The following is a 22131-nucleotide window of genomic DNA, read 5'->3' on the forward strand; positions in this document are numbered from 1 at the left end:
TCCGGTTGCAATCATGAAGCGGTTATTGCGGAATAGCCATTTCGCGGCCGTTGATCTTCATCTTGTTGTTCTCGTCAACCTCAAGCCGCCAGCGATGGGTGCCGTCCGGCGTCGTTTCGGCAAAGCCCTTGACCATCAGCAGCACGAAGGCCGCCTGACCGTATTGCGGTACGGCCTTGGCGTTGTCCTGAAGGTAGGCGACGGTCTTGTCGAAGTCGCGGGCGACGATGGTGACGTCGGATTTCTGCTTGTTCTGGATATCAGGATAAAGCGTCGTTTCGCCTGTCAGGCTGACGTCGTAGATAGAGGAGCGTGCCGATACGTTCTCATAAGTGACATGGAGCTCGCCATTCGGCAGGAAACGTTTGCCCATTTCAGTCGATTGCGCCTCTGTCAACGGCTCGTCGGCATTGAAGTTGGCGTTGTCGATGAAATAGGTGAGGCCGCTTGCTACATTGATGTCCTTTACGCCGATCTCGACATCGAAGGTTTCAGGGATGGCTTGCTGAAAGACGAGGGGTACGAGGTTCGGAGGCGTCGTCGGCTTGTCGAGGCCAAAGCCGATGCGGAAGGATGCGCCGTCCCGCAGGCCGTCGGCTGCGATATTGTAACGCGCGCTTTCCGCCCCAAACTCGCCTTCCGGCGTGGAAACCTTCAGGTTTGCAAGTTCGATGGTTTCCAGCAGTTGCCCGAACATCGGCAGGTTGGCGCGCACGAGGTCCTTCAGCGTCTTCTCGTCGTCCGGCGTCAGCTTGTCCTGCTTTATGCGGTCGATGACGAAGAATACGATGTCCTGAAGCGGCTTGTAGTGAAGGCCGTTGACTGCCGCATCGACGGTCAGGTTGTCGGCGGAGATGCCGATGCGGGTGTTTTTCTCGTCCACGATGGTTTCGGTAAAGGCACCGAAGACAGAGTTGGAGCGCATGTCGACGGTATCGGGGCCCTTGCGCTGCGTATCCAGCGTTGTGGCAAGGTTGGCAAAACGGCCTTCGATGGATTCCTTCGGGCTTTTGGTCGAAAAGGCGAGGCCGTCGGCCTTCATGTCGAACGACTTGAAGTAGAGCAGATCGGGATCGATGATGCCTTCGCCCCGCATCCTGTCGATACGATAGGTGAAATCGGTCTTCTCCTTCTCGGCAGTGAAGCTGCCCTTGAGATCGAGATTTTCATCCTGCGTGAACCGCCACAGACCATCTTCCAACGGCCGCACCAGCGACAGAAACGGCTTCAGCCCCGTGACTGTGAAATCTGCCGGATCGACGTCTTTCAAAAACACGGTGGGGTCGAAAATGACCTCATAATCCTGCGTCGCGGGACGAACCTTGACCAGCCCCTGCTTGACGAATTTTTCGGGCAGATAGGTTGTCAGCTTCTTTTCGAGCGCCATCGCGCCTTCATAGGAAATCTCTGCAGCCAAAGCCGGCGTGAGCGGCAGAGCGACGGAAAGCAAGGCGGCGGCCATAAAGCGCATCACAGGATTCCTCCAAACTACGAGTTGTCGCGGAAGATATGCCAATGGCCGGTAACGGCAAGTGCCTGACGTGTATTACCCCAAAAACGGAAAGGGCCCGCGACGACGAGCGTCGCAGGCCCTTTCAAATGGTCCGCGGTTCGGGCCGCTATTCTTAGGTGTTGAAACGGAAGTGGATGACGTCGCCATCCTGAACGACATATTCCTTGCCTTCGTCACGCGCCTTGCCGGCATCCTTGGCACCCGTTTCGCCGTTGTACTTGATGTAGTCCTCATAGGCGATGGTGTTGGCGCGGATGAAACCGCGTTCGAAATCCGAGTGGATGACGCCGGCGGCACCCGGCGCCTTGGTGCCGCGCTTGATGGTCCAGGCGCGGGTTTCCTTGGGGCCGACCGTGAAATAGGTGATGAGGTCGAGCAGCTTGTAACCGGCGCGGATCAGGCGGTCGAGGCCGGCTTCATGGAGACCGAGCGCTTCAAGAAATTCCTTGGCTTCCTCTTCCGGAAGCTGGGCGACTTCGGATTCGATCGCCGCCGAGATGATCACGGTTTCGGCGCCCTGTGCCTTCGCCATTTCCTCGACAGCCTTGGTGTGCGCATTGCCGGAAACGGCATCGGCTTCCGCGACGTTGCAGACGTAGAGGACCGGGTGCGAGGTCAGCAGGTTAAGCGATTGGAGGATGCGCAGCTCTTCGGCGTCGAGCGTCGAGAGCAGGGTACGCACCGGCTTGCCTTCGTGCAGCAGCTTGAGCGACGCTTCCATGATCGGAAGCATCGCCATCGAATCCTTGTCCTTGCCGACGGCGCGCTTGCGGGTCTGCTCGGTGCGGCGCTCCAGGCTTTCGAGGTCGGCGAGCATCAGCTCGGTCTCGATCGTGTCGGCATCGGCGACCGGATTGATCTTGCCTTCGACATGGGTGATGTCGTCGTCTTCAAAGCAGCGCAGAACATGCACGACGGCATCGACTTCGCGGATGTTGGCGAGGAACTGGTTGCCGAGGCCTTCTCCCTTCGAAGCGCCGCGCACGAGCCCGGCGATATCGACGAAGGAAATGCGGGTCGGGATGATTTCCTTCGACTTGGCGATGTCGGCGAGCGCGCGCATGCGCGGATCCGGCACCGCGACTTCGCCGGTGTTCGGCTCGATGGTGCAGAACGGATAGTTTGCCGCCTGCGCGGCTGCCGTCTTGGTCAGCGCGTTGAAGAGGGTGGACTTGCCGACATTCGGCAGTCCGACGATACCGCATTTGAAGCCCATGGCCAAAGTCCGTCTATTCTGGAAATCTGTGCCCTGCCTATGGGGGATAGGGCAGGGCAAGGTCAAGGGTTGCGGAGTTAAAGTTTGGGCGAATGGACGTTTCACGCATCTTGTGATGGCTCTTCTCTTGCGATCGAGAGACGATGGGGGCAAAGTCCGCGAGTTCTCCATGGTGGTTCCACGATGAGCGACAACGAAACCAACCTGAAACCGAAACTGAAGACCAAGCCGAAGCTGGAGAGGCCGAAGCTCTACAAGGTCATTCTGTTCAACGACGACTACACGCCCCGCGATTTCGTCACGCTCGTCTTGAAGGCGGTCTTCCACATGAGTGAGGAAACCGGCTACCGAATGATGATGACCGCCCACAAGCTCGGCTCCTGCGTCATCCTCGTGTGCGCCAAGGATATCGCGGAGACCAAGGCGAAGGAGGCCACCGATCTCGGCAAGGAAGCGGGTTTCCCGCTGATGTTTGCAACGGAGCCGGAAGAATAAGGGAAAACGAGGTCGTCTCCTCAATCGCCCTTGTTGCCGAACATCTTCTTCAGCATTTCGGCCATGGGCCCCGTTGTCGGCAAAATCTTCGGTTGCTGATGGTTCCGTGCCTGACGGATATGTGACTTGCCGGCCGGCGGTTTCGGGGCAGGGGCTTCGGCTTCCGGCTTTCCGCCGACTGCAAGCGCCAGCTTGTTCATCAGCTGTGAATCCTCGCCTTTCGCCAGCATCTCGGCATTGTCAGCCAGCGCGTCGAGCAAGGGCGTCAGCCATGCCTGGTCCGCTTTGGCGAAATCACCCAGGACATGATTGTGCACCTGTTCTTTCGATCCGGGATGACCGATACCTAATCGCAGACGCCGGTAATCCTTGCCGCAATGGGTGTCGAGCGACTTGATTCCGTTATGGCCCCCATGGCCGCCGGCCGTCTTGATGCGGGCCTTGCCCGGCGGGAGGTCGAGTTCGTCGTAGATCGCGACGATATCCTTCGGCTCAAGCTTGTAGAAGCGCATGGCTTCGCCGACGGATTCGCCCGAAAGGTTCATGAAGGTCTGCGGTTTCATCAGGAGGATGCGCTCGCCGCCCAGTTCACCTTCAGAAATCTCGGCCTTGAACTTCTTCGACCATGGCGAAAAGTTGTGGCGGCGATGAATGGCGTCGATCGCCATGAAACCGATATTGTGGCGGTTGCCGGCGTATTTGCCGCCGGGATTGCCGAGACCTGCAAAAATCTGCACGGGCGCTCTCCAGAATGTTTGTTTCCAGATGCGGCGGTCGGGCTTTCAAGTCAACGCCTGTTTCAGCGTTTTATGGCATCATCTATCGATTGGGCCGCAGGCCGTAGTCCGCCGCGATCTTGTCCTGTGTGCCATCGGCGATCAATCTGTCCAAGGCGCCCTGCATTTTGGCCACGACGTCATCGGCGACGCCGAGATTGCACGCGATGCCGTAGCGCTTGCCGCCTAGGATCAGGGCGGATTCCACGGCCTTTCCTTCCGCCTGCATTATCTCGAAGGTCTTCTCCGACGTCATCATCAGATCGATGCGATTGTTCAGAAGCTTCCTCAGCGTTGCCTCGAGATCGGCGGCGAGATCGATCTTGGGGAAACCGTTCGCGGTCAGGAAACTGTAGGAAAAGTCATCCCGCCGGGTGCCGATGGTGAAACGCTTCGCAGCCTCGATGGTGAGCGGATCGATGCCGGAACCGGCTTTGCGAACCATTACCATCTTGTCGATGAGAAGCGGCTCGATCCATTTGAAACGCCGGTCGCGCTCGTCGTCATGGCCAGTGGTGAAGACACAGGTGTCGGTTTCCGTCTCCGCGCGGGAGAAGGCGCGCGCCCAGGGCAGGATCTCCAGATTGTAGGGAACATCGATCGCCTTCATGATCAGGCGCACCTGCTCGACCGAAGCGCCGGTGATCTCACCGTTACGGGTGAAATTGTAGGGCGCATATTCCTCGGTGAGAAGATTGATCGGCTCTTGGGCATGGGCGGTGCCGGAGAGGCAGAGCACAAGCGCGAAAAGAATGCGTTTCATGCCCTGTCTCCCGTGTCGTCTCAAGCCAGTGTACTGATCTTGGCTTCGGAGTCCATTTCCAGCATTTCGAGCATGCTGTCTATCGGCATTGGCTTGCTGAACAGATAACCCTGGCCGTAATCGACGCCGAGCTTGCGCAGCAGTTCCCATTGTTCCGTCGTTTCGATGCCTTCCGCAACCACCGAACAGCCCATCTGGTGGGAGATGGTGCGGATGCCCTTGATCAGCATCCGGCTCTTGCGGCGCACGTCGTTTGTTCCCGTGCTCAGCGAGCGGGTGAATGATTGATCGACCTTGACGATATTGACCGGGAACCGATTGAGGTAGCTCAAAGACGAGTAGCCGGTGCCGAAATCGTCAAGCGCGATGCGGCAGCCGAATTCGCTGAGTTGCTTCAGGACGGCATGGACATCGGGATTGTCGAGCATCAGCACCGCCTCGGTGATCTCGATGACGATGCGGCTCGGGGCGATATGGTGCTTCAGCAGCAGCGCCGCCAGCTTGTGGGGTAAGGTGAGTTCGAACTGAAGGGGTGAGAAATTGACGGCAAGGTAGGTGCTTTGCGTGCCTTCCAGCTTGCTGATCCGGGCGAGGTGCCGGATGGCCTTTTCAAGAACCCGCTCGCCGATGCGGCCGATGGAACCGGTTTCCTCGGCAATGCCGATGATCTTGCCGGGGGGCAGGATGCCCTTTTCCGGATGGTTGAGGCGCATCAGGGCTTCGAAACCGGCGATGCGGCCTTCGCCGAGGCTGACGATCGGCTGGAGATAGGCTTCGAACCAGTCTTCCTTGAGGCCGGCCTCGATGTGCTGCTCCATCTCATGGCGTTCGCGCGCCGTGTCGAGCATGGAGTTGTCGAACACCAGCACGCCGTTCTTGCCTTCGCGCTTGCGCGTATACATCGCCATGTCGGACTTGAGCAGCAGGTCGGACGCATTGACGGCGTGGTCAGGGTAAAGCGCAATGCCGATGCTGGCGGTGACCGAAAGATCGGCGCCCTCGATGAAGATCGGCGCGTTGAGGCACTCGTAAATCCTCTCGCCGATTTCACTGGCGAGGGCTGCCGCATGCTCGGCGCTGACCAGGATTGCGAATTCGTCGCCGCCAAGACGAGCCATCGCGTCTTCCGGGCGCAGCGTGGTCTTGATGCGCGTCACCACCTGGCGCAGAACCTCGTCGCCCGCCGCATGGCCGAAATTGTCGTTGATCCACTTGAACCGGTCCAGATCGATAAAGATGCAGGCGAGTTGCATCGCCTGCGCATCGACATCCTTGATGCCGTCATCCAGCGCCGCTTCAAAACCCTGACGGTTGAGCAGGCCGGTCAGGTGATCCGTAATCGCCTGGGCGTGGTTCCGGCTTTCCGCCTGCTTGAGAGCGGTCACGTCCGTCATGACCGACAGCGATACGCCGCCAATTTCATCGCTGACGAAGTTGCGCATCTCCAGAATGAGAACGATCATCATCTCGCCGTTCTTCCTGCGAAACGGGACCGTGACCTCGCAGATGCCTGCATTGTCCGGGCTGATGTCTGCCCTGCGCGCCTTGTAGGTTTCGTGCCAGTGCTCGTCGACGAAATCCGTGAAGGCTCGCCCGATCGCCTCCTCGCGGCGATAACCCGTGGCGACCAGCCAGTAATCGCTGACGGCGGTGATTTCGCCCGACGTGTCGAGCGAAAACAGCATGGCCGGAGTCTTGTTGTAGATGTTGGACGCGCGCGCGTGGGCGCGCTTGAGCTCGGTTTCCTCCTGCTCGAGCTTCGTCTGCATCTCGTTGAAGTTATGGGCAAGCGCGCCCATTTCGTCATCCGAGTTCCAATCGACCTGATGGCGCGATCCCAGGCGACGGGTGGCCTCGATGGCCGCGGTCAGGCGAAGCAGCGGGCGGATGACGATCACGCGATTGCTGATGATCGCAGCGGCAAAGACGATCGCGACGGCAACAAGCAGGATCAGGAAGACACTGATTTCATCCCGGCTGAAGCGCGAAACGAGACCGGGCTCTTCGACCTGGATTTCAACGGAACCGACGACGCGTTCACCATCGTTGGAATTGTAGTGAATTTCGCGCGAAAGCACGGTGTCTTCGCTGCTGTCGATCCGGGGCGGGGCATCCGGGAAACGAATGGAAATGGAGCCAGAGCTATCGCGGACATGAACGGACAGCACGTTTTCGCCGGCGGCAAGCGCCCGGGCGATCTGCTTTATGCCGTCCGTATCGTAGTCCCAGAGGGGCTTGCCCAGCGCCTCGGCGCCGGTGCGCATGAGCACCTCGGTGTTGTCCAGCCTTTCGCGCGCAACGCGCTCGGACGAAAGGGTCAGGAACAGCACGATAAGGGGCGCCACGAAGATGAGGACGGCGCCGCAAACAATCGCAATAAATCGGTTCTCCACGGAATGCATCATGGCGTGCATCCGATCGTGCTTCGGTTCTCACGGTTCATTTCAGGATTCTCGTACGCTAAGGCCGGTTCAATCCCCCAGCACAACTCATCACGAAAATCTTAAATGTTGCTAAAATTCACCGGTTAATTTCCTGGGTAGATGTCCGGGCAGAGAGAACTGGCCCGCAGGCAATAAAAAACCCGCCAAGCCTGAGGCAGGGCGGGTTCTATAGCAGGCCCGGATACGATTATTCCGAAGCTGCTTCTTCTTCTTCCGAAACGCCGCCTGCCGGAGCAACGATGGTGGCGATCGTGAAGTCGCGGTCGGTGATGGCCGGGGTTGCGCCCTTCGGCAGCTTGACGTTCGAGATATGAACGCCGTCGCCAACCTTGAGACCCGTCAGGTCAACGGTGATGAATTCCGGGATGTCGTTGGCCGAAACGTGCAGTTCGACTTCGTGACGGACGATGTTTAGAACAGCGCCGGTCTTGATCGCGGACTTGTCTTCGTTGATGAAGTGAACCGGAACTTCGACGGTAACCTGGGAATTCGCGGAAACGCGCAGGAAGTCGACGTGCATGGTGAAGTCGCGGACCGGATCTAGCTGATAGTCCTTCGGAAGGACGCGGATCTTTTCGCCGCCAACGTCGATCGTCGCAACGGTGGTCATGAAACCGCCGGCGTGGATCTTCTGGGTGACTTCCTTCGTGGAGAGGGCGATGGAAATCGGAGCCTGCTTGTCGCCGTAGATGACTGCAGGAATAAGGCCGTTGCGGCGAAGTTCACGGGAGGACCCCTTACCAACCCGTTCGCGCGTTTCGGCCTTGAGCTCGTAAGATGCGTGGCTCATGGCATTACCTTTCTGGTGTTTTTGGAGAGCCCATCTGCTATCAACAGTGCCAGATGGACCTGAGATCCGGAGATCCCATCCGCGTTTGCCTCCAAGGGTGTCTGCGCGGACGCGCGTCCATAACCGAGAACGCCTGGAAATGCAAGCAAGCGATCCCTCAAACCGCTTTTGTCGCGTTTCGGCATATATTATCTCGCAGCAGGTGAGCAGTCTCGGGAAAGTTCCCGTCATGCGCGATATTTCATTGATCGCTAACCTTCGATCTCGATGATTTTCACGCAATTAAGGGATTTTAAGGCCCGGATGCGAGGGTGTGGCATCTCAAATCGGGTGCTCCATGCTTACTGTGCTCTCCTGCATCATCACCGACCATGATTACGGGCTGGTTGCCCTGGCGGCGCTCGTCTGCGTGCTGGGTTCTGCGCTGGCGATGAGGCTCTATGCCCGCGTCAGGCGGACGGAAGGGTTGCAGAAGATCAACTGGCTGTTCATGAGCGCCGTCATCGGCGGATCGACGATCTGGACGACCCATTTCATCGCCATGCTCAGCTATCGGCCATCCCTGCCGCATGCCTACGAACCCACCTTGACGATGATGTCGTTGCTGGCCGCGATCGGTATCACCACGATCGGCTTCACCGTCACGGCCATGAACAAGTCCGGACCCACGATCGAACTCGGTGGTGCCATCGTCGGTGCCGGCATCGCCGTGATGCACTACATGGGCATGGCCGCCTATCAGATCATGGGCGTTATGCAGTGGGACTACAGCTATTACGCGGCATCCATCGCCCTCGGCGTCGGCTTCGGCGCACTGGCAGCCAACCGGATTGCCCGCCCCGTCACCCGCTTTTGCAAGCATGGCGCGGTTCTCGCCCTTATTCTGGCAATCGTTACAATGCACTTCACCGGCATGGCGGCGATCACCATCGTTCCTGAAAGCCTCGTGACCATTCCGGCCGCCATGATCCCCGACAACGTGCTGATCATCATCGTGGTCGCGCTGATGGCAGTGATGCTCGGTCTCGGCGCCTCGACCTATGTGATCGACATGCATTCGACGCAGGTTGCCGCGGAGCGGTTCCGCTATCTGTCGCTCCATGACGCCCTGACCAGCCTGCCGAACCGGGCCGCGTTCAACGATTATCTTGCGGAGCGCATCCGTCGCCAGAAGGCCGATAATGCCAAGTTCGCAGTATTGTCCTTCGATCTCGATCGCTTCAAGGACGTCAATGATGTCCATGGTCATGCTGCGGGAGACGCGGTTCTGCGCACGGTATCGGAGCGTATGGCCTCCATTCTGGAAGAGGGCGAGTTTCTGGCCCGTATCGGCGGCGACGAGTTTGTCGCGCTCACGCGCAATTGTTTTCTCAAGGGCGATATCCGCGCCTTTGCCGACCGGCTGACAAGCGAGATCGTCAAACCCGTTGAATGGCAAGGCAATACGCTTCTGGTGGGAAGCAGCGTTGGCATCTCACTCTATCCTGAGGACGCGCGCACCGCTGAAGAACTTCTGGCCCAGGCCGATCTCGCGATGTACCGGTCGAAGTCCACCGGCAACAAGGCCGTCTGCTTCTACGAGCCGTCGATGGATGTGATTTCGCGCGACAGGGCCTTGCTTGCCATGGATATGCGCAAGGGCATCGAGCGCGACGAGTTCGAACTTTATTATCAGCAGCAGAACAGCTCGCTCACCCGCGATATCGTCGGCCTCGAAGTTCTTCTGCGCTGGCGCCATCCCGTTCGCGGCATGGTTCCGCCTGTCGAATTCATCCCGATTGCGGAGAAGAACGGGTTTATTCACGAGCTCGGCGACTGGGTTCTGCGGACGGCCTGCCTTCAGGCGGCCTCCTGGAAAAAGCCTGTGAAGATCGCTGTCAATGTCGCCCCGGCGCAGCTTGCCGACAGCAATCTGCCGCTTCGAGTGAAGGAAATCCTCAAGGAAACGGGCCTCGATGCGGCCCGTCTTGAACTCGAGATCACGGAATCCGGCATTATCGCCGACCAGCAGCATGCCTTGCAGATCATCCGTCAGTTGAAGGCGCTTGGCGTTCGCATCGCCATGGACGACTACGGCACCGGGTATTCCTCGCTTTCGACGCTGCAGAATTTTCCGTTCGACAAGATCAAGATCGACCGTGCCTTTATCGGCGGCGTCACCCGCAACCGGCATTCCGCCGCGATCGTGCGCTCGACCATCATTCTCGCCCAGAGCCTCGACATTCCTGTTCTGGCGGAAGGCGTCGAAAACGAGGCGCATATGGACTTCCTGCGCAAGGAAGGCTGCCTTGAGGTGCAGGGTTATCTTTTCGGCAAGCCAATGCCACTGAGCGACCTGCAGGCGTTCGTGAATGGCGACGATGAGGTCAAGCCTTCACTCGAAGAGAACATCGCGGCGGCTTAAGTTTACGTCCTTCTGGCGACCATCCTTGCCAGCGCCAGCATCAGACCACCGGCCGCAAGGCCCCAGAAGGCGCCCGATATGCCCGCGAAGCTGACACCGGACGCGGTCACGAGAAAGGTGACCGCCGCCGCTTCGCGGCTGTTTGGCTCCTTGAAGGCGGCCATTGCCGAGCCGGAAAAGGCGGCGACCAGGGCAAGTCCCGCAACCGCTTCGATCAGAATCTTGGGTGCCAGGCTGACGAAGGCCGTGACCGTCGCGGCCAGAAGTCCGAAGATGACGTAACCGAGACCGGCAACGATCGCCGCCCAGTAGCGGCGCGCGGGATCGCGATGGGCGTCCTCGCCCGCGCACATGGCAGCCGTGATGGCTGCCAGATTGACCGCATGGCCACCGAACGGCGCGCTGAGGATCGAAAACAGACCGGTCGTCGCGAATAGCGGTCCCGGGTTCGGCTCATAACCGTTGACTTTCAGCACGGCGATGCCCGGAATGTTCTGCGAGGCCATGGTCACCACGAACAGCGGCAGGGCAATGCTCACCAGACCGGCAAACGAAAAAGCCGGCGTGACCCATTCCGCCTGCGGGACCAGAGTTGCGGTGAGCCGTGTAAAGACATCGGCCGGCATGTCGATGCCAAACGCGAGGACGAGAGCGAAAGCAAGCAGCGCGGCTGGGACAGCAAGCAATCGGTTGACGGCACCCACGGCCACCCAGGCGAGCACGATCGGCAAGCCGAGCAGCGGGTTGAAGGCCACCGCCTTGACCGGCGCGAAACACAGGCCGATCAGAACGCCCGCCAGCATTGCGTTTGCAAGCGCCGCAGGGATTGCCGCCACCATGCGGCCAAGCGGCTTCCAGAGACCCGCGATCACGATCAGGGCGCCGCAGATCAGGAAACTTCCGACAGCGGTGTTAAAGCCGCCGGCCACTGCGCCCGAACTTGACAGCAACGCCGCACCCGGTGTCGACCAGGCGATCGACACGGGAAGCCGGGTCGCGACAGACAGCACGATGGCGCAGACGCCCATGGAGATCGACAGGGCCATCAGTCCGGACGCGGCCTGCGCCTCCGTTGCTCCGACGCCGGTCAGCCCGTGTAGGACGACGGCGAAGGAGCTGGCAAAGCCCACGAATGCGGTGAGCAATCCCATGAAAAGGGCCTGAAGGGAGAAATCTCGGAGCATGGTTGGGAGAATCACCGCTTGTGGAGTATCGGGTACTGCCTACTGCAAAACCGTCCGACCTGAAACAATACTGCCATGATCGCTTGTGAGAATACGCTTCCCGGTTCGGCCGGAATGAACCGTTAGCCCGGCGAGCGTAACCATCGACTTTCATGCGGTGGACGTTTCTCTATGAATACGCCTATACTGGCTGCCTGCGTCAGCCCTCGGGGAGGAGAGCGGATGAACCATTCCGATCACGTCAATGCCGTTGCCCATCAGTTGTCCGCTGCAGCCAGTTCGCCGGTCGCCGCATCCTGGCGCCGCTGCATGACGGTCCATGGCCTTTCGCCGGAAGAGGCGCGGACGCCATGGCGGCTGACCGAGACGGAATTCATGCAGGCGCGCGAGCGCTCCGGTCATGTCATCGAGGAAGCCAATGACGAGATGGACCGGCTTTTTCTGACGGTCGGCAAGGCGGGGTGCTGCCTGTTGCTGACGGACGAGCGCGGTATTGCGCTGGAGCGGCGCGGTGCAGTCGGCGACGACAAGGATTTTCGCGGGCTTGGCCTATGGTCCGGCACCGTGTGGAGCGAGGCCAGCGTCGGCACGAACGGCATCGGCACGGCAATTGCCGACGAGCGCGCCGTTCTCATCCACCGCGACCAGCATTTCCTCAGCGCCAATACCGGCTTGAGCTGCGCGACGGCACCGATCCGTGACCATATGGGCCGGATTACCGCCGCGCTCGACATTTCAACCTGCCGGGAAGACGTCAACGACATGACGGTATTGATCCTCTCTCAAGCCGTGCGCGATGCGGCCGCCCGCATCGAAGCCAATCTTTTCCGCCGCGCCTTCAATGGTGCCCGCATCCTGCTCGTCAATGGCGAGGGAAAGAGCGCACCTGCGCTTCTGGCCATCGATCGCGACGATCTTGTTCTGGGCGCCACCCGTGCCGCGCGACAGACGCTGGGGCTGGACGACCGCAAGATCGCAACCGGTATTCCGGCGGCCGACCTTCTACACGAGGATCACAGCGGGCAGGGGCGGGATCTTCTGGATGCCGAGCGCGCTGCCCTGCGTCGCGTTCTCTCCCGAGCCGGCGGCAATGTTTCGCAAGCTGCCGAGATCCTCGGTATCAGCCGTGCGACGCTCTACAGAAAGATGAAGAAGCTTTCCGTCGAGTAGTTTTCAAAGTCAGAATGCTGCATCTGCGTTGGTGTTTGCGGCGATGCGGAATGTTTGATGTAAACGCCATGTCTCAATTCTGAAACAGAAGCCGGAGCCTCTCTCTTTTCACTGGCTTTCGCATTTTTTTCTTCAGGCGCAGTCTGCCTCTCACAGATGAGGAAGATCTGTCGTGGAGGAGAAAACAGATGTTGCACCAGAAGATCGTCGAAAGCCCGTTCAAGCAGAAGTATGGCAACTTCATTGGCGGTGAATGGCGCGAGCCGGTAAGCGGCCGCTACTTCGACAATATTACCCCCGTTACCGGCGGCGTTGTCTGCCAGATTGCCCGCTCGGAAGCGGCCGATATCGAGCTGGCGCTTGATGCTGCGCACGCTGTCAAGGACAAGTGGGGCCGCACCTCGGCCACCGAGCGCTCCAATATTCTCATGAAAATTGCTCAGCGCATGGAAGACAATCTCGATCTTCTGGCGCGCGCCGAAACCTGGGATAACGGCAAGCCGTTGCGCGAAACCATGGCGGCAGACATTCCGCTTGCCATCGACCACTTCCGCTATTTTGCCTCGTGCGTCCGCGCCCAGGAAGGCACGATCGGCGAAGTCGATCACGACACCATCGCCTATCATTTCCATGAGCCGCTTGGCGTCGTCGGCCAGATCATTCCCTGGAACTTCCCGATCCTGATGGCCGCGTGGAAGCTCGCACCGGCACTTGCCGCCGGCAACTGCGTCGTGCTGAAACCTGCCGAACAGACCCCGGCCTCGATCCTCGTCTGGGCCGAATTGATCGGCGATCTGCTGCCGGGCGGCGTTCTCAACATCGTAAACGGTTTCGGCCTCGAAGCCGGCAAGCCGCTCGCGTCCAACCCGCGCATCAACAAGATCGCCTTTACAGGCGAGACGACGACCGGCCGCCTGATCATGCAATATGCCAGCCAGAACCTCATTCCGGTCACGCTGGAACTGGGCGGCAAGTCTCCGAACATCTTCTTCTCGGATGTCATGGCCGAGGACGACGACTATCTCGACAAGGCGCTCGAAGGTTTTGCGATGTTCGCGCTCAACCAGGGCGAAGTCTGCACATGCCCCAGCCGCGCCCTCGTGCATGAGAAGATCTACGATCGCTTCATGGAAAAGGCGATCAAGCGCGTGGCCGCGATCAAGCAGGGCAACCCGCTCGACACATCGACCATGATCGGCGCGCAGGCGTCGTCCGAGCAGCTCGAAAAAATCCTGTCCTACATGGACATCGGCCGCCAGGAAGGTGCTGAAGTGCTGATCGGCGGCGAGCGCAACATGCTCGAAGGCGATCTGGCCGGCGGTTATTACGTCAAGCCGACGGTTTTCCGTGGCCACAACAAGATGCGCGTCTTCCAGGAGGAAATCTTCGGGCCGGTCGTTTCCGTCACCACCTTCAAGGATGATGCCGAAGCACTCGAAATCGCCAACGACACGCTCTATGGCCTCGGTGCCGGCGTGTGGAGCCGCGATGCGAACCGCTGCTACCAGTTCGGCCGCAACATCCAGGCCGGTCGCGTCTGGACCAACTGCTACCATGCCTATCCGGCGCACGCTGCCTTCGGCGGCTACAAGCAGTCGGGCATCGGCCGCGAAACGCACAAGATGATGCTCGATCACTACCAGCAGACCAAGAACATGCTGGTGAGCTACAGCCCGAAGGCGCTCGGCTTCTTCTGATCCGGTACAGGGTAACAGAGCAGGGTGAGGGGATTGTTGCGCCAGACCTCCTCCCAACCTCTCACCTTGGCCCTCTCCCTGCAGCGTGCAGGGAGAGGGCTTTTTCGCGAAATGAGGAACATGGATATGGACGAGATAAACGGACTGCCGCGAGTGGTCGCAACGGATGCGGCGCTCGCCTTCATCGAGGAAATCCGAAAGGATTATCCCGACATCCTGTTTCACCAGTCGGGCGGCTGTTGCGATGGCTCTTCACCGATGTGCTACCCGGCAGATGACTATATCGTCGGCGACAATGACGTGAAGCTGGGTGAGATCGGCGGGGCGCCGGTCTATATCAGCGCAAGCCAGTTCGAAGTCTGGCGCCATACGCAGCTGATCATCGATGTCGTGCCCGGCCGAGGTGGCATGTTCTCGCTCGACAACGGTCGCGAGCGCCGGTTTCTGACGCGCTCGCGATTGTTCGATGGCGGAGAGGCCTGCGCCATACCGCTGGTCAAGCGGGCCTGACGTCCGGAAGCGTCACTCCGTTGGAATAAGCGACGGGAGCTCTTCAAGAAGGCTATCGCGGGCACGGGCGCTTGCGCTGCCCTCCATTCTTTTTTCGTCCTGAACGAGCCGGGCGAAAACGATGGTCTGATCGTCCTTCCTGCCCCAGCCGACATACCAGCCCCAAGGATGGTTCATATCGAAGCTGTAGTCCGCATTACGCGGATAGGCCATGCCGGTCTTGCCCTGTATCGCCCAGCCGGAGGGCAGGGTGCGCCCTTCCACGACAGCTATCGTCTTGTTGACCGCCTCCTTGCTGACCGGAAGATCGTGATTGATCAGCCGCCGCAGGAAGGTGATCTGCTCGATCGGGGAGACCTTTAGCGACGAAATGATCCATGCCCGCTCGAGGCCGTTGTTCTTGCCGGGGTCTCCGGAAAAGTCGGCGTTGCCGTATTGGAACTGGCGGGCATAGTCCGTGAGCCTGTCTTCGCCGAGATATTCGGTGATGCGCTGCGAGAACCAGACGACCGAATATTTGAGCCAGCGCGTCGCATCCGTCGGCTGCTTCCAGTTGTCACCGCCCCAGTCGGCATAGCCTTCCTTGAAGGGCAAGGAAGGATCGTGAGCATCCTTCAGGAACCCGGAGTCATAGCCCATCACCGCGAGCGGGATCTTGAAGGTCGATGCCGGCGTAAAACGCTCCTCGCAGTTGCCATCCTGAGCGATGATGTCGCCAGTATCTGCATTGGCAATGACCGTACAAATTGTCTTGGCTTGCGCCGAGATGCCGGACAAACCAGCCAGCGCCACGCCTACGATCAGAGATCGGAAAATCATCTTATTTCCTCGTTATCTGTTGAATTTCGTCCGTTTCGTAGCAAGAGTTTGACGAGGCGACAAAGGACGAATAATCGAAGCTGGCATTAGAAAATTTAGGTCATTCATGGTTCGCCCGCATCTTCCGCTCAATGCATTCCGCGCTTTTGAAGCGTCCGCCCGCCATCTCAGCTTCACACGGGCGGCGATCGAGCTGAACGTGACGCAGGCGGCGGTCAGTCATCAGGTCAAGGCACTGGAAGAGCAGCTTGGGGTCACGCTTTTCCGCCGCCTGCCGCGCGGTCTGATGATCACCGCCGAGGGGGAGAGCCTGTTGCCTGTTCTGCGGGAAAGCTTCGATCGCATGGCGGATGCCGTTGAGCGGTTTCGTGGAGGGAGACTGCTTGAGGTGCTGACGGTTGGTGCGGTCGGTACCTTTGCCGTCGGCTGGCTGCTGCCGCGGCTTTCCTCGTTCCGGCAGAGCCACCCCTTCATCGATCTGCGCCTATCGACGAACAACAACCGCGTGGATCTTGCGGCGGAAGGGCTGGATTTCGCGGTTCGCTTTGGCAGCGGCGCGTGGCATGCGACGGAATCGATCCGGCTTTTCGAGGCGCCGCTCTCGGTTCTGTGTACGCCCGAGGTCGCCGGTTCGCTGCGACAGCCTTCCGATGTGCTCACGAAAACGCTTCTGCGTTCCTATCGTCCCGACGAGTGGACGCGCTGGCTCGAAGCGGCTGGCGTGGCCGAGTCGGCAACCATGCGTGACAGTATCGTTTTCGATACGTCGCTTGCGATGATGGAAGCCCTTCTGCAAGGCGCCGGTGTCGGCCTTGCGCCGCCGGCCATGTTCCAGCGCCAGCTCTTGTCGGGAGAGATCGTGCAGCCCTTCCGTACGGAGGTTTCGATAGGAAGCTACTGGCTGACAAGGCTGCAATCGCGCGCGATCACACCGGCCATGGCCGCCTTTTCGGGCTGGCTCATGACGCAATCTGAGAAGGCTGGTCTCTGAAGCCGGCTCAATCGAACAGGCTGGAGACCGATTCTTCCTGGCTGGTGCGGTTGATGGCTTCGCCGATCAGCGTCGAGGTCGAGATGACGCGGATGTTGTGAGCGGACTGGACCGCCGTGGTCGGCTGGATCGAGTCGGTGATCACAAGCTCCTTGAGCTTGGAAGAGGTGACGCGGGCAACCGCTCCGCCCGAGAGAACGCCGTGGGTGATATAGGCGGTCACGCTGGTCGCGCCCTTGTTGAGGAGCGCTTCTGCCGCGTTGCAGAGCGTGCCGCCGGAATCGACGATGTCGTCGATCAGCAGACAGTCCTTGCCGGTCACGTCGCCGATGACGTTCATGACTTCGGATTCGCCGGCGCGCTCGCGGCGCTTGTCGACGATGGCGAGTTGGCAGTCGAGGCGCTTGGCAAGCGCGCGGGCACGCACCACGCCGCCGACGTCAGGCGAAACGACCATGACGTTCTTGAGGTCGTAGTTTTCCTTCACGTCGCGCGACAGGATCGGCACGGCGTAGAGATTGTCGGTCGGGATATCGAAGAAACCCTGAATCTGGCCGGCGTGCAGATCGAGCGTCAGAACGCGGTCTGCGCCGGCTTCGGTGATCAGGTTGGCGACCAGCTTGGCGGAGATCGGCGTGCGCGGACCGGGTTTGCGATCCTGGCGGGCATAGCCGAAATAGGGGATCACCGCCGTAATGCGTCGCGCCGAGGAGCGGCGCATGGCATCGATCATGATCAACAGTTCCATCAGGTGGTCGTTGGTCGGAAAAGACGTGGACTGGACGACAAAAACGTCTTCCCCGCGCACATTTTCCTGAATTTCTACGAAGATTTCCTGGTCGGCGAACCGTCTTACAGTTGCTTTGCCGAGGGGCAGGTTAAGATAGTTGCAGATCGCTTCGGCAAGCAGCCGGTTCGAATTGCCTGCGAAAACCTTCATCGATGGTCCGCCTGTGCTGGCGCGAATTGTTCCAGACCGTAGATATCCAGTCCGGGTGTGTCGCGCGAATTCCGTAAGCCAAGTTCGGTGTGCGCTGTCAGCCCGTGGGGCTTTGAAACAGAGCCGCTTGGGCGCTTCATAACGTCCCTGCCTCTGAATGCAAGAGGGATGCCACGTTCTGCGGTCGTTTATCCGAAAAAGTTTTAAGACAAGCTGTTACGCGGCCTTGATCGGTTCGCCGACGTTGCGATTCTGCACCGATTTGGGACAATGGCCGTGTCAGCCCGCGTTGCCGCGCGCCCAGGAAAGATAAGCACCGATCGATTTCGTGGCGATGGACTGCATCGTGTCGGGTGGCACGACCGACCACGGATCTTGTGCCGTCGCATCGACGCTGTCCTGACCCTGGATGCGGTGAAGCCGGTTGCCGTTGCCGTCGAGCACATCCCAGATGTAGACCACGGTTGTCTTGCCACCGTCGTTGAGGGCGGAGAAATAACCCTTCAGGATATGCCTGCTGCTTTCATCCGACGAACTCTTGATGGTCAGGCCGTTGGCGCGCGCGTCCGCACCGAGTTGTTTGGAAAGCGACGTGACGGCAGCCACGGGGGCGCCGATGATCGGCAGGAAGCGGATCGTGCCGGCTTCTCCGGTCGATGGCAGCGCTGCGGCCTGTGCCGGCTTTTCCTGCTCTGCCGGCTGCTGTTGTGCCAGCTGCTGAGGCGCGGCCTGCTCTACCTGCGCCGGGTCGTTTTCTTCCACGGATGCCGGTGTTTCTGCAAGTTGCGGGGCTTCGCGCATCACCCGTCGGCGCTCCTGCGCCGGGATTTCGCCTTGCGAGAGGCGGCTGGCCTGCGCCTCGAGCGAGCCGGCAGGGTCCGTGTAGCCCATGTCACCCTGGGCGAGCATCGTCTCGGATGAGGGTTCCGTGTAGCTCGGCTGTGCGTCCAGCGGTCCGCTCTGGATGGACGCGGTTTCCTGCGGCACATAGGCGGGCTGCGACGACATCGTGTCGAGGTCGGCCTGGTTGACCGGCGGCGAACGAAAATTTCCTTCGCCGACATCGACCTGGGGGATCAGGGCGTCGGTCGAGTTGCAACCTGCAAGCAGGGCGAGGCCGGAAATGGCGCTGATAAGTCTCTTCATCGTTCCACCGTCGTTCCTTCGAAAGGAAGTGCAGCGACAAGGCCCCCACCTGCGCTCAAGGCAACGATACGGCAATTTTCCTAAGCAGTGATGAAGTCCAGCCCGTAACGCGACAGCGGTTTCGGCGCACCTTCCGTCGTGATGTAGGTCTGGCCAAGCGTCATCGCGGTCCCGGTGTCGCTGTCCATGATGATCATGTGCAGGAAGAGCGACATATTCGGGAGGATCTCCTGTGGATTGCCGAGATGGAACATCTGCTGCTCCATCCAGGAAGGGGAGAAGCGGGCGCCCAGCGAGTAGCCGCAGGCATTGAGGCGGTGCCGCGCCAGGCCGCGTTCGTCCATGATCTTGGCATGGACGTCGAAGACCGTGCCGAATGTATTGCCGGGCCGCATCACCATCTCGACAGCTTGCACGGTTTCCCGGGCTGCGCTGTAGAGTTCGCGGTGCCGGTTCGTCGGCTCGCCGATGACGACGGTGCGCATCATCGCCGCATGGTAATGGGCGCTCACGCCTGCCCATTCGAGCGTCAGTTGATCCTGCGCATCGAGCATGCGGCGGCCTGCCTTGTAGCGGCAGAGCAAGGCATCGGCGCCGGAGCCGATGATGAACTCGTTGGCCGGATAATCGCCACCGCCGGCAAAGACCGCGCCTTGCATGGCGGCCAGAATATCGGCTTCGTTGCCGCCCGGACGGATGAGGGGAATGGCGGCATCGAGCGCGTCATCCGCAAGGCTTGCGGCCTTTTCGACATGGGCGAGTTCCGCCGGGCTCTTGATCAGCCGCAGCTTGCCGACCATACCGGAAGCATCAACCAACTGGCCGAAGCTGGTCAGTTGCAGGTCGAGCAGGCGTGCGACACGGCCGGTCATGCCATGGGTGTCATATTCGACGCCGATGCGCATGCCGAGCAGATCGAGATCGCTCAGGAGGTTCTTCAAATCCATGGTCGGATCGGCGTTGACGCGATCGACCCAGATTTCGATGCGCTCGATGTTGGAGGTGTGCCGTGCCTGCCGCAGATCTGCCGAGCGGGTGAGCAACACCATCGAGCCATCGGCCTTCACCACCAGCGTCTGGAAGAAGCAGTAGCCGAAGGTGTCGTAGCCCGTCAGCCAATACATGCTTTCCTGCGCGAAGAGCAGCATGGCGTCGAGCTTCTCTTCCTTCATCGCGGCCTTCAGCCGCTCAAGCCGCTCGGTAAATTCGTCCTGGCCGAAATGCAGTGCCATGTCATTCCTCCCGAATGAAGATTGCCGAAATCTGGCGGCCGTAATCCGGCTCTTTGCGATGGGTCGTGCGCCGATAGGAGAAGAAGCGTTCCTCATCCGAATAGGTGCAGATGTCGAGGTTTTCTGCCCTCACACCCGCGTCGGTGAGCCGCTTCAGGGTGAGCGCCGGCAGGTCGAACATGGCGTGGCCTTCGCGCTCGGAAGGGGAAAAGAACGCCGCATAGCTTGGATCTGTCTCGACGAAACGGGCTATGAATTCCGCGCCCACTTCGTAGTTGCGATGGCTGATCGACGGGCCAAGGCTGGCAACGATGTTTTCGCGGGTCGCCCCGAGCGAGATCATCGCCGCGATCGTGCTTTCCAGCACGCCGCCAAGCGCGCCTTTCCAGCCGGCATGGGCGGCACCGATCACACGGGCCTGCGGGTCGGCGAAGAGAATAGGTCCACAATCGGCCGTCAGTACGCCGACGACCATGCCCGGCGTCGCAGTGACGACGGCGTCCGCTTCCGGCCGCGCGCCGTCATAGCGTGAATCGACAATGACGGCCGTTGGCGAATGAACCTGATGAACCGTCGCCAGCTTTTCCGGGCCGGCGTCGAAATAAGCGGCAACGCGCCTGCGGTTTTCCTCGACATGCGCCTTGTCGTCGTCTGAACCCAGCCCGACATTCAGGCCGTGATAAATGCCTTCGGACACCCCGCCTTTGCGGGTGAAATAGGCGTGGGCGATGCCGCCGGGCGCGAGGTCGGAGAGAAGCGAGCTGAAGACGGGCGAGGGCTGGGCATCATCCTTCATCGGTGTTGTCGCCCTTTCATGCTTGAAATTTTGCGGATTTTGCGACCGCGAAAACAAGGCCGCTGTGATTTGGCGCGATGTTGGCCTCCCCACGTCGTCCTGTCAATGATCGCCGTGTTCGATGACGCGATCATCACAATCAGGCCTTTTTCAACGCTGAAAGGGCGGGAGTGCAATCGCGGGGCTGCTCACGGCCAGCACCTTGAAAAGCTCGCCCATCTTGCCTTCGCCGCTGCCGGCCAGCCTTTCGACATCCATGCGGATGCCCTCCTGCGTGATCGTGTCCTTGCCGCTTCCAAGCGATGAGGCGCGCTCGATGAGCCCAAGACCCAGCAGGAAATCACCCTGATAGGTGAGGCCGTTGATCTGCAGACCCTCGGCCACGGCGCGGCGGGCGAGTTGCTCAAAATCGACATGGCTGGTGATATCGGCCTCGCCCGGATGCTTCAGCGGCGGATCGAACTGGTGATCGCGCACGGCTTGCAAGGTATCGCCATAGCCGGTTGCGAGATGGCCGTAGTCGATGATGACGGCGGTGCCGCCACTGGCGCGGATGCGCGAAGCAAGCGTCGCCATGACCGCATCGCGTGCCGGCGCGACTTCGAAGATCGTGCCGGGAGAAACCTCCCGGGATGTTTGCGGCAGAAGCTCCGGATCGATGGTTGCGACACCCGCCGCAAAGCTCAACTCGCCATTGGCATCCAGGCCGACCATGCGCTCGCGGAAGCCCTGCGCTGTCTTGACGAACTGGCGGATCGGAATCGCGTCGAAAAGCTCGTTCGTTGCGAGAAGCAGAAAACCGTCCGGAAGCGTATCGAAGCTTTCGTGCCAGGTGATCTTGTACTTGTGGGCGACCAGCGTCTGGCTCTGGACCTTTTGCAGCCGTTCGCTCGTTTCGATCAGGTGAAATTCGGCGGCCTCGTAAAGAGCGGGCGAGATCTTGGAAATCACCCGCAGGATATCGGACATCATCGTGCCGCGCCCGGGACCGATCTCGGCAATATGCACGGGACTGGGCTCCCCGTGGCGTTGCCAGGCCTGAACGAGAAAGATGCCGATCATCTCGCCGAAAAGCTGACTGATCTCCGGAGCGGTGGTGAAATCGCCGGCTGCGCCGAAAGGCTCGCGCGTCTTGTAATATCCGTATTGCGGGTCTGCGAGGCACAACGAGAAATAGTCGGTCACGCTGATAGGGCCGCTCGCGGTGATCAGTGCCTTGATCTTTTCCCCCAACGGTGTGCTCAT

General features: G+C 60.1%; 19 protein-coding genes. 6 read left to right on the plus strand and 13 right to left on the minus strand.

The features are described from left to right. Window positions 1-22 precede the first annotated feature (22 nt). Together BLX89_RS05995 and ychF are read right to left on the minus strand one after the other, a co-directional pair. Window positions 23-1471, minus strand: a complete 1449-nt coding sequence (locus BLX89_RS05995) for a hypothetical protein (RefSeq protein WP_075289723.1) — start codon at window positions 1469-1471, stop codon at window positions 23-25. A gap of 154 nt (window positions 1472-1625) precedes the next feature. After that, window positions 1626-2729, minus strand: coding sequence for a redox-regulated ATPase YchF (gene ychF, locus BLX89_RS06000; RefSeq protein ID WP_075289724.1), 1104 nt, complete (start codon window positions 2727-2729; stop codon window positions 1626-1628). 183 nt (window positions 2730-2912) lie between these two features. Between ychF and clpS the strand changes: the two genes are divergently transcribed. Then, window positions 2913-3224: an ATP-dependent Clp protease adapter ClpS gene (gene clpS, locus BLX89_RS06005; protein WP_075289725.1), complete on the plus strand. Its 312-nt coding sequence runs from the start codon at window positions 2913-2915 to the stop codon at window positions 3222-3224. A 20-nt stretch (window positions 3225-3244) separates the two neighbouring features. Here clpS and pth read toward each other — a convergent pair whose 3' ends face one another. The 4 genes from pth to BLX89_RS06025 form a co-directional block, all read right to left on the minus strand. Continuing rightward, the gene (gene pth / locus BLX89_RS06010) at window positions 3245-3961 is read right to left on the minus strand and encodes an aminoacyl-tRNA hydrolase (RefSeq protein ID WP_075289726.1); all 717 of its coding nucleotides are present in this window, start codon (window positions 3959-3961) and stop codon (window positions 3245-3247) included. Between the two features lie 82 nt (window positions 3962-4043). Beyond that, entirely contained in the window at window positions 4044-4763 is a 720-nt protein-coding gene (locus BLX89_RS06015) for a substrate-binding periplasmic protein (protein ID WP_075289727.1), read from the minus strand. 20 nt (window positions 4764-4783) lie between these two features. Continuing rightward, on the minus strand, window positions 4784-7168 hold the full coding sequence (locus tag BLX89_RS06020) for a putative bifunctional diguanylate cyclase/phosphodiesterase (RefSeq protein WP_075289861.1): 2385 nt from the start codon (window positions 7166-7168) through the stop codon (window positions 4784-4786). A 226-nt stretch (window positions 7169-7394) separates the two neighbouring features. Further along, window positions 7395-7997, minus strand: coding sequence for a 50S ribosomal protein L25/general stress protein Ctc (locus BLX89_RS06025; protein WP_075289728.1), 603 nt, complete (start codon window positions 7995-7997; stop codon window positions 7395-7397). A gap of 337 nt (window positions 7998-8334) precedes the next feature. Here BLX89_RS06025 and BLX89_RS06030 point away from each other — a divergent pair, with 337 nt between their 5' ends. Further along, on the plus strand, window positions 8335-10401 hold the full coding sequence (locus BLX89_RS06030) for a putative bifunctional diguanylate cyclase/phosphodiesterase (protein WP_075289729.1): 2067 nt from the start codon (window positions 8335-8337) through the stop codon (window positions 10399-10401). 2 nt (window positions 10402-10403) lie between these two features. Here BLX89_RS06030 and BLX89_RS06035 read toward each other — a convergent pair whose 3' ends face one another. Further along, window positions 10404-11585: a benzoate/H(+) symporter BenE family transporter gene (locus tag BLX89_RS06035; RefSeq protein WP_075289730.1), complete on the minus strand. Its 1182-nt coding sequence runs from the start codon at window positions 11583-11585 to the stop codon at window positions 10404-10406. A 222-nt stretch (window positions 11586-11807) separates the two neighbouring features. Between BLX89_RS06035 and BLX89_RS06040 the strand changes: the two genes are divergently transcribed. From BLX89_RS06040 to BLX89_RS06050, 3 genes are all read left to right on the plus strand, one after another. Next, window positions 11808-12755 (plus strand): helix-turn-helix domain-containing protein, encoded by a 948-nt coding sequence (locus BLX89_RS06040; RefSeq protein WP_075289731.1) that lies wholly within the window; start codon window positions 11808-11810, stop codon window positions 12753-12755. Between the two features lie 188 nt (window positions 12756-12943). Continuing rightward, complete coding sequence (adh, locus tag BLX89_RS06045; protein WP_075289732.1) at window positions 12944-14452, plus strand: aldehyde dehydrogenase; 1509 nt, start codon at window positions 12944-12946, stop codon at window positions 14450-14452. 126 nt (window positions 14453-14578) lie between these two features. Beyond that, window positions 14579-14962, plus strand: a complete 384-nt coding sequence (locus BLX89_RS06050) for a DUF779 domain-containing protein (RefSeq protein ID WP_075289862.1) — start codon at window positions 14579-14581, stop codon at window positions 14960-14962. A gap of 12 nt (window positions 14963-14974) precedes the next feature. On the opposite strand, the gene blaOXA is transcribed toward BLX89_RS06050, so the two are convergent. Then, window positions 14975-15781, minus strand: coding sequence for a class D beta-lactamase (gene blaOXA / locus BLX89_RS06055; protein WP_075289733.1), 807 nt, complete (start codon window positions 15779-15781; stop codon window positions 14975-14977). A gap of 106 nt (window positions 15782-15887) precedes the next feature. Here blaOXA and BLX89_RS06060 point away from each other — a divergent pair, with 106 nt between their 5' ends. Beyond that, window positions 15888-16772, plus strand: coding sequence for a LysR family transcriptional regulator (locus BLX89_RS06060; protein WP_075289734.1), 885 nt, complete (start codon window positions 15888-15890; stop codon window positions 16770-16772). 7 nt (window positions 16773-16779) lie between these two features. Here BLX89_RS06060 and BLX89_RS06065 read toward each other — a convergent pair whose 3' ends face one another. From BLX89_RS06065 to BLX89_RS06085, 5 genes are all read right to left on the minus strand, one after another. Continuing rightward, window positions 16780-17712, minus strand: a complete 933-nt coding sequence (locus tag BLX89_RS06065; protein ID WP_075289735.1) for a ribose-phosphate pyrophosphokinase — start codon at window positions 17710-17712, stop codon at window positions 16780-16782. A gap of 279 nt (window positions 17713-17991) precedes the next feature. Further along, the gene (locus BLX89_RS06070) at window positions 17992-18858 is read right to left on the minus strand and encodes a lipoprotein (protein WP_075289736.1); all 867 of its coding nucleotides are present in this window, start codon (window positions 18856-18858) and stop codon (window positions 17992-17994) included. An 80-nt stretch (window positions 18859-18938) separates the two neighbouring features. Further along, window positions 18939-20090, minus strand: a complete 1152-nt coding sequence (locus BLX89_RS06075) for a M24 family metallopeptidase (protein WP_075289737.1) — start codon at window positions 20088-20090, stop codon at window positions 18939-18941. Between the two features lies 1 nt (window position 20091). After that, the gene (gene pgeF, locus BLX89_RS06080) at window positions 20092-20886 is read right to left on the minus strand and encodes a peptidoglycan editing factor PgeF (RefSeq protein WP_075289738.1); all 795 of its coding nucleotides are present in this window, start codon (window positions 20884-20886) and stop codon (window positions 20092-20094) included. Window positions 20887-21036: 150 nt separating this feature from the next. Continuing rightward, on the minus strand, window positions 21037-22131 hold the full coding sequence (locus BLX89_RS06085) for a class I SAM-dependent methyltransferase (protein WP_075289739.1): 1095 nt from the start codon (window positions 22129-22131) through the stop codon (window positions 21037-21039).

The organism is Pararhizobium arenae (genome assembly GCF_001931685.1).
In the GTDB taxonomy this organism is placed as follows: Bacteria; Pseudomonadota; Alphaproteobacteria; order Rhizobiales; family Rhizobiaceae; genus Pararhizobium; species Pararhizobium arenae.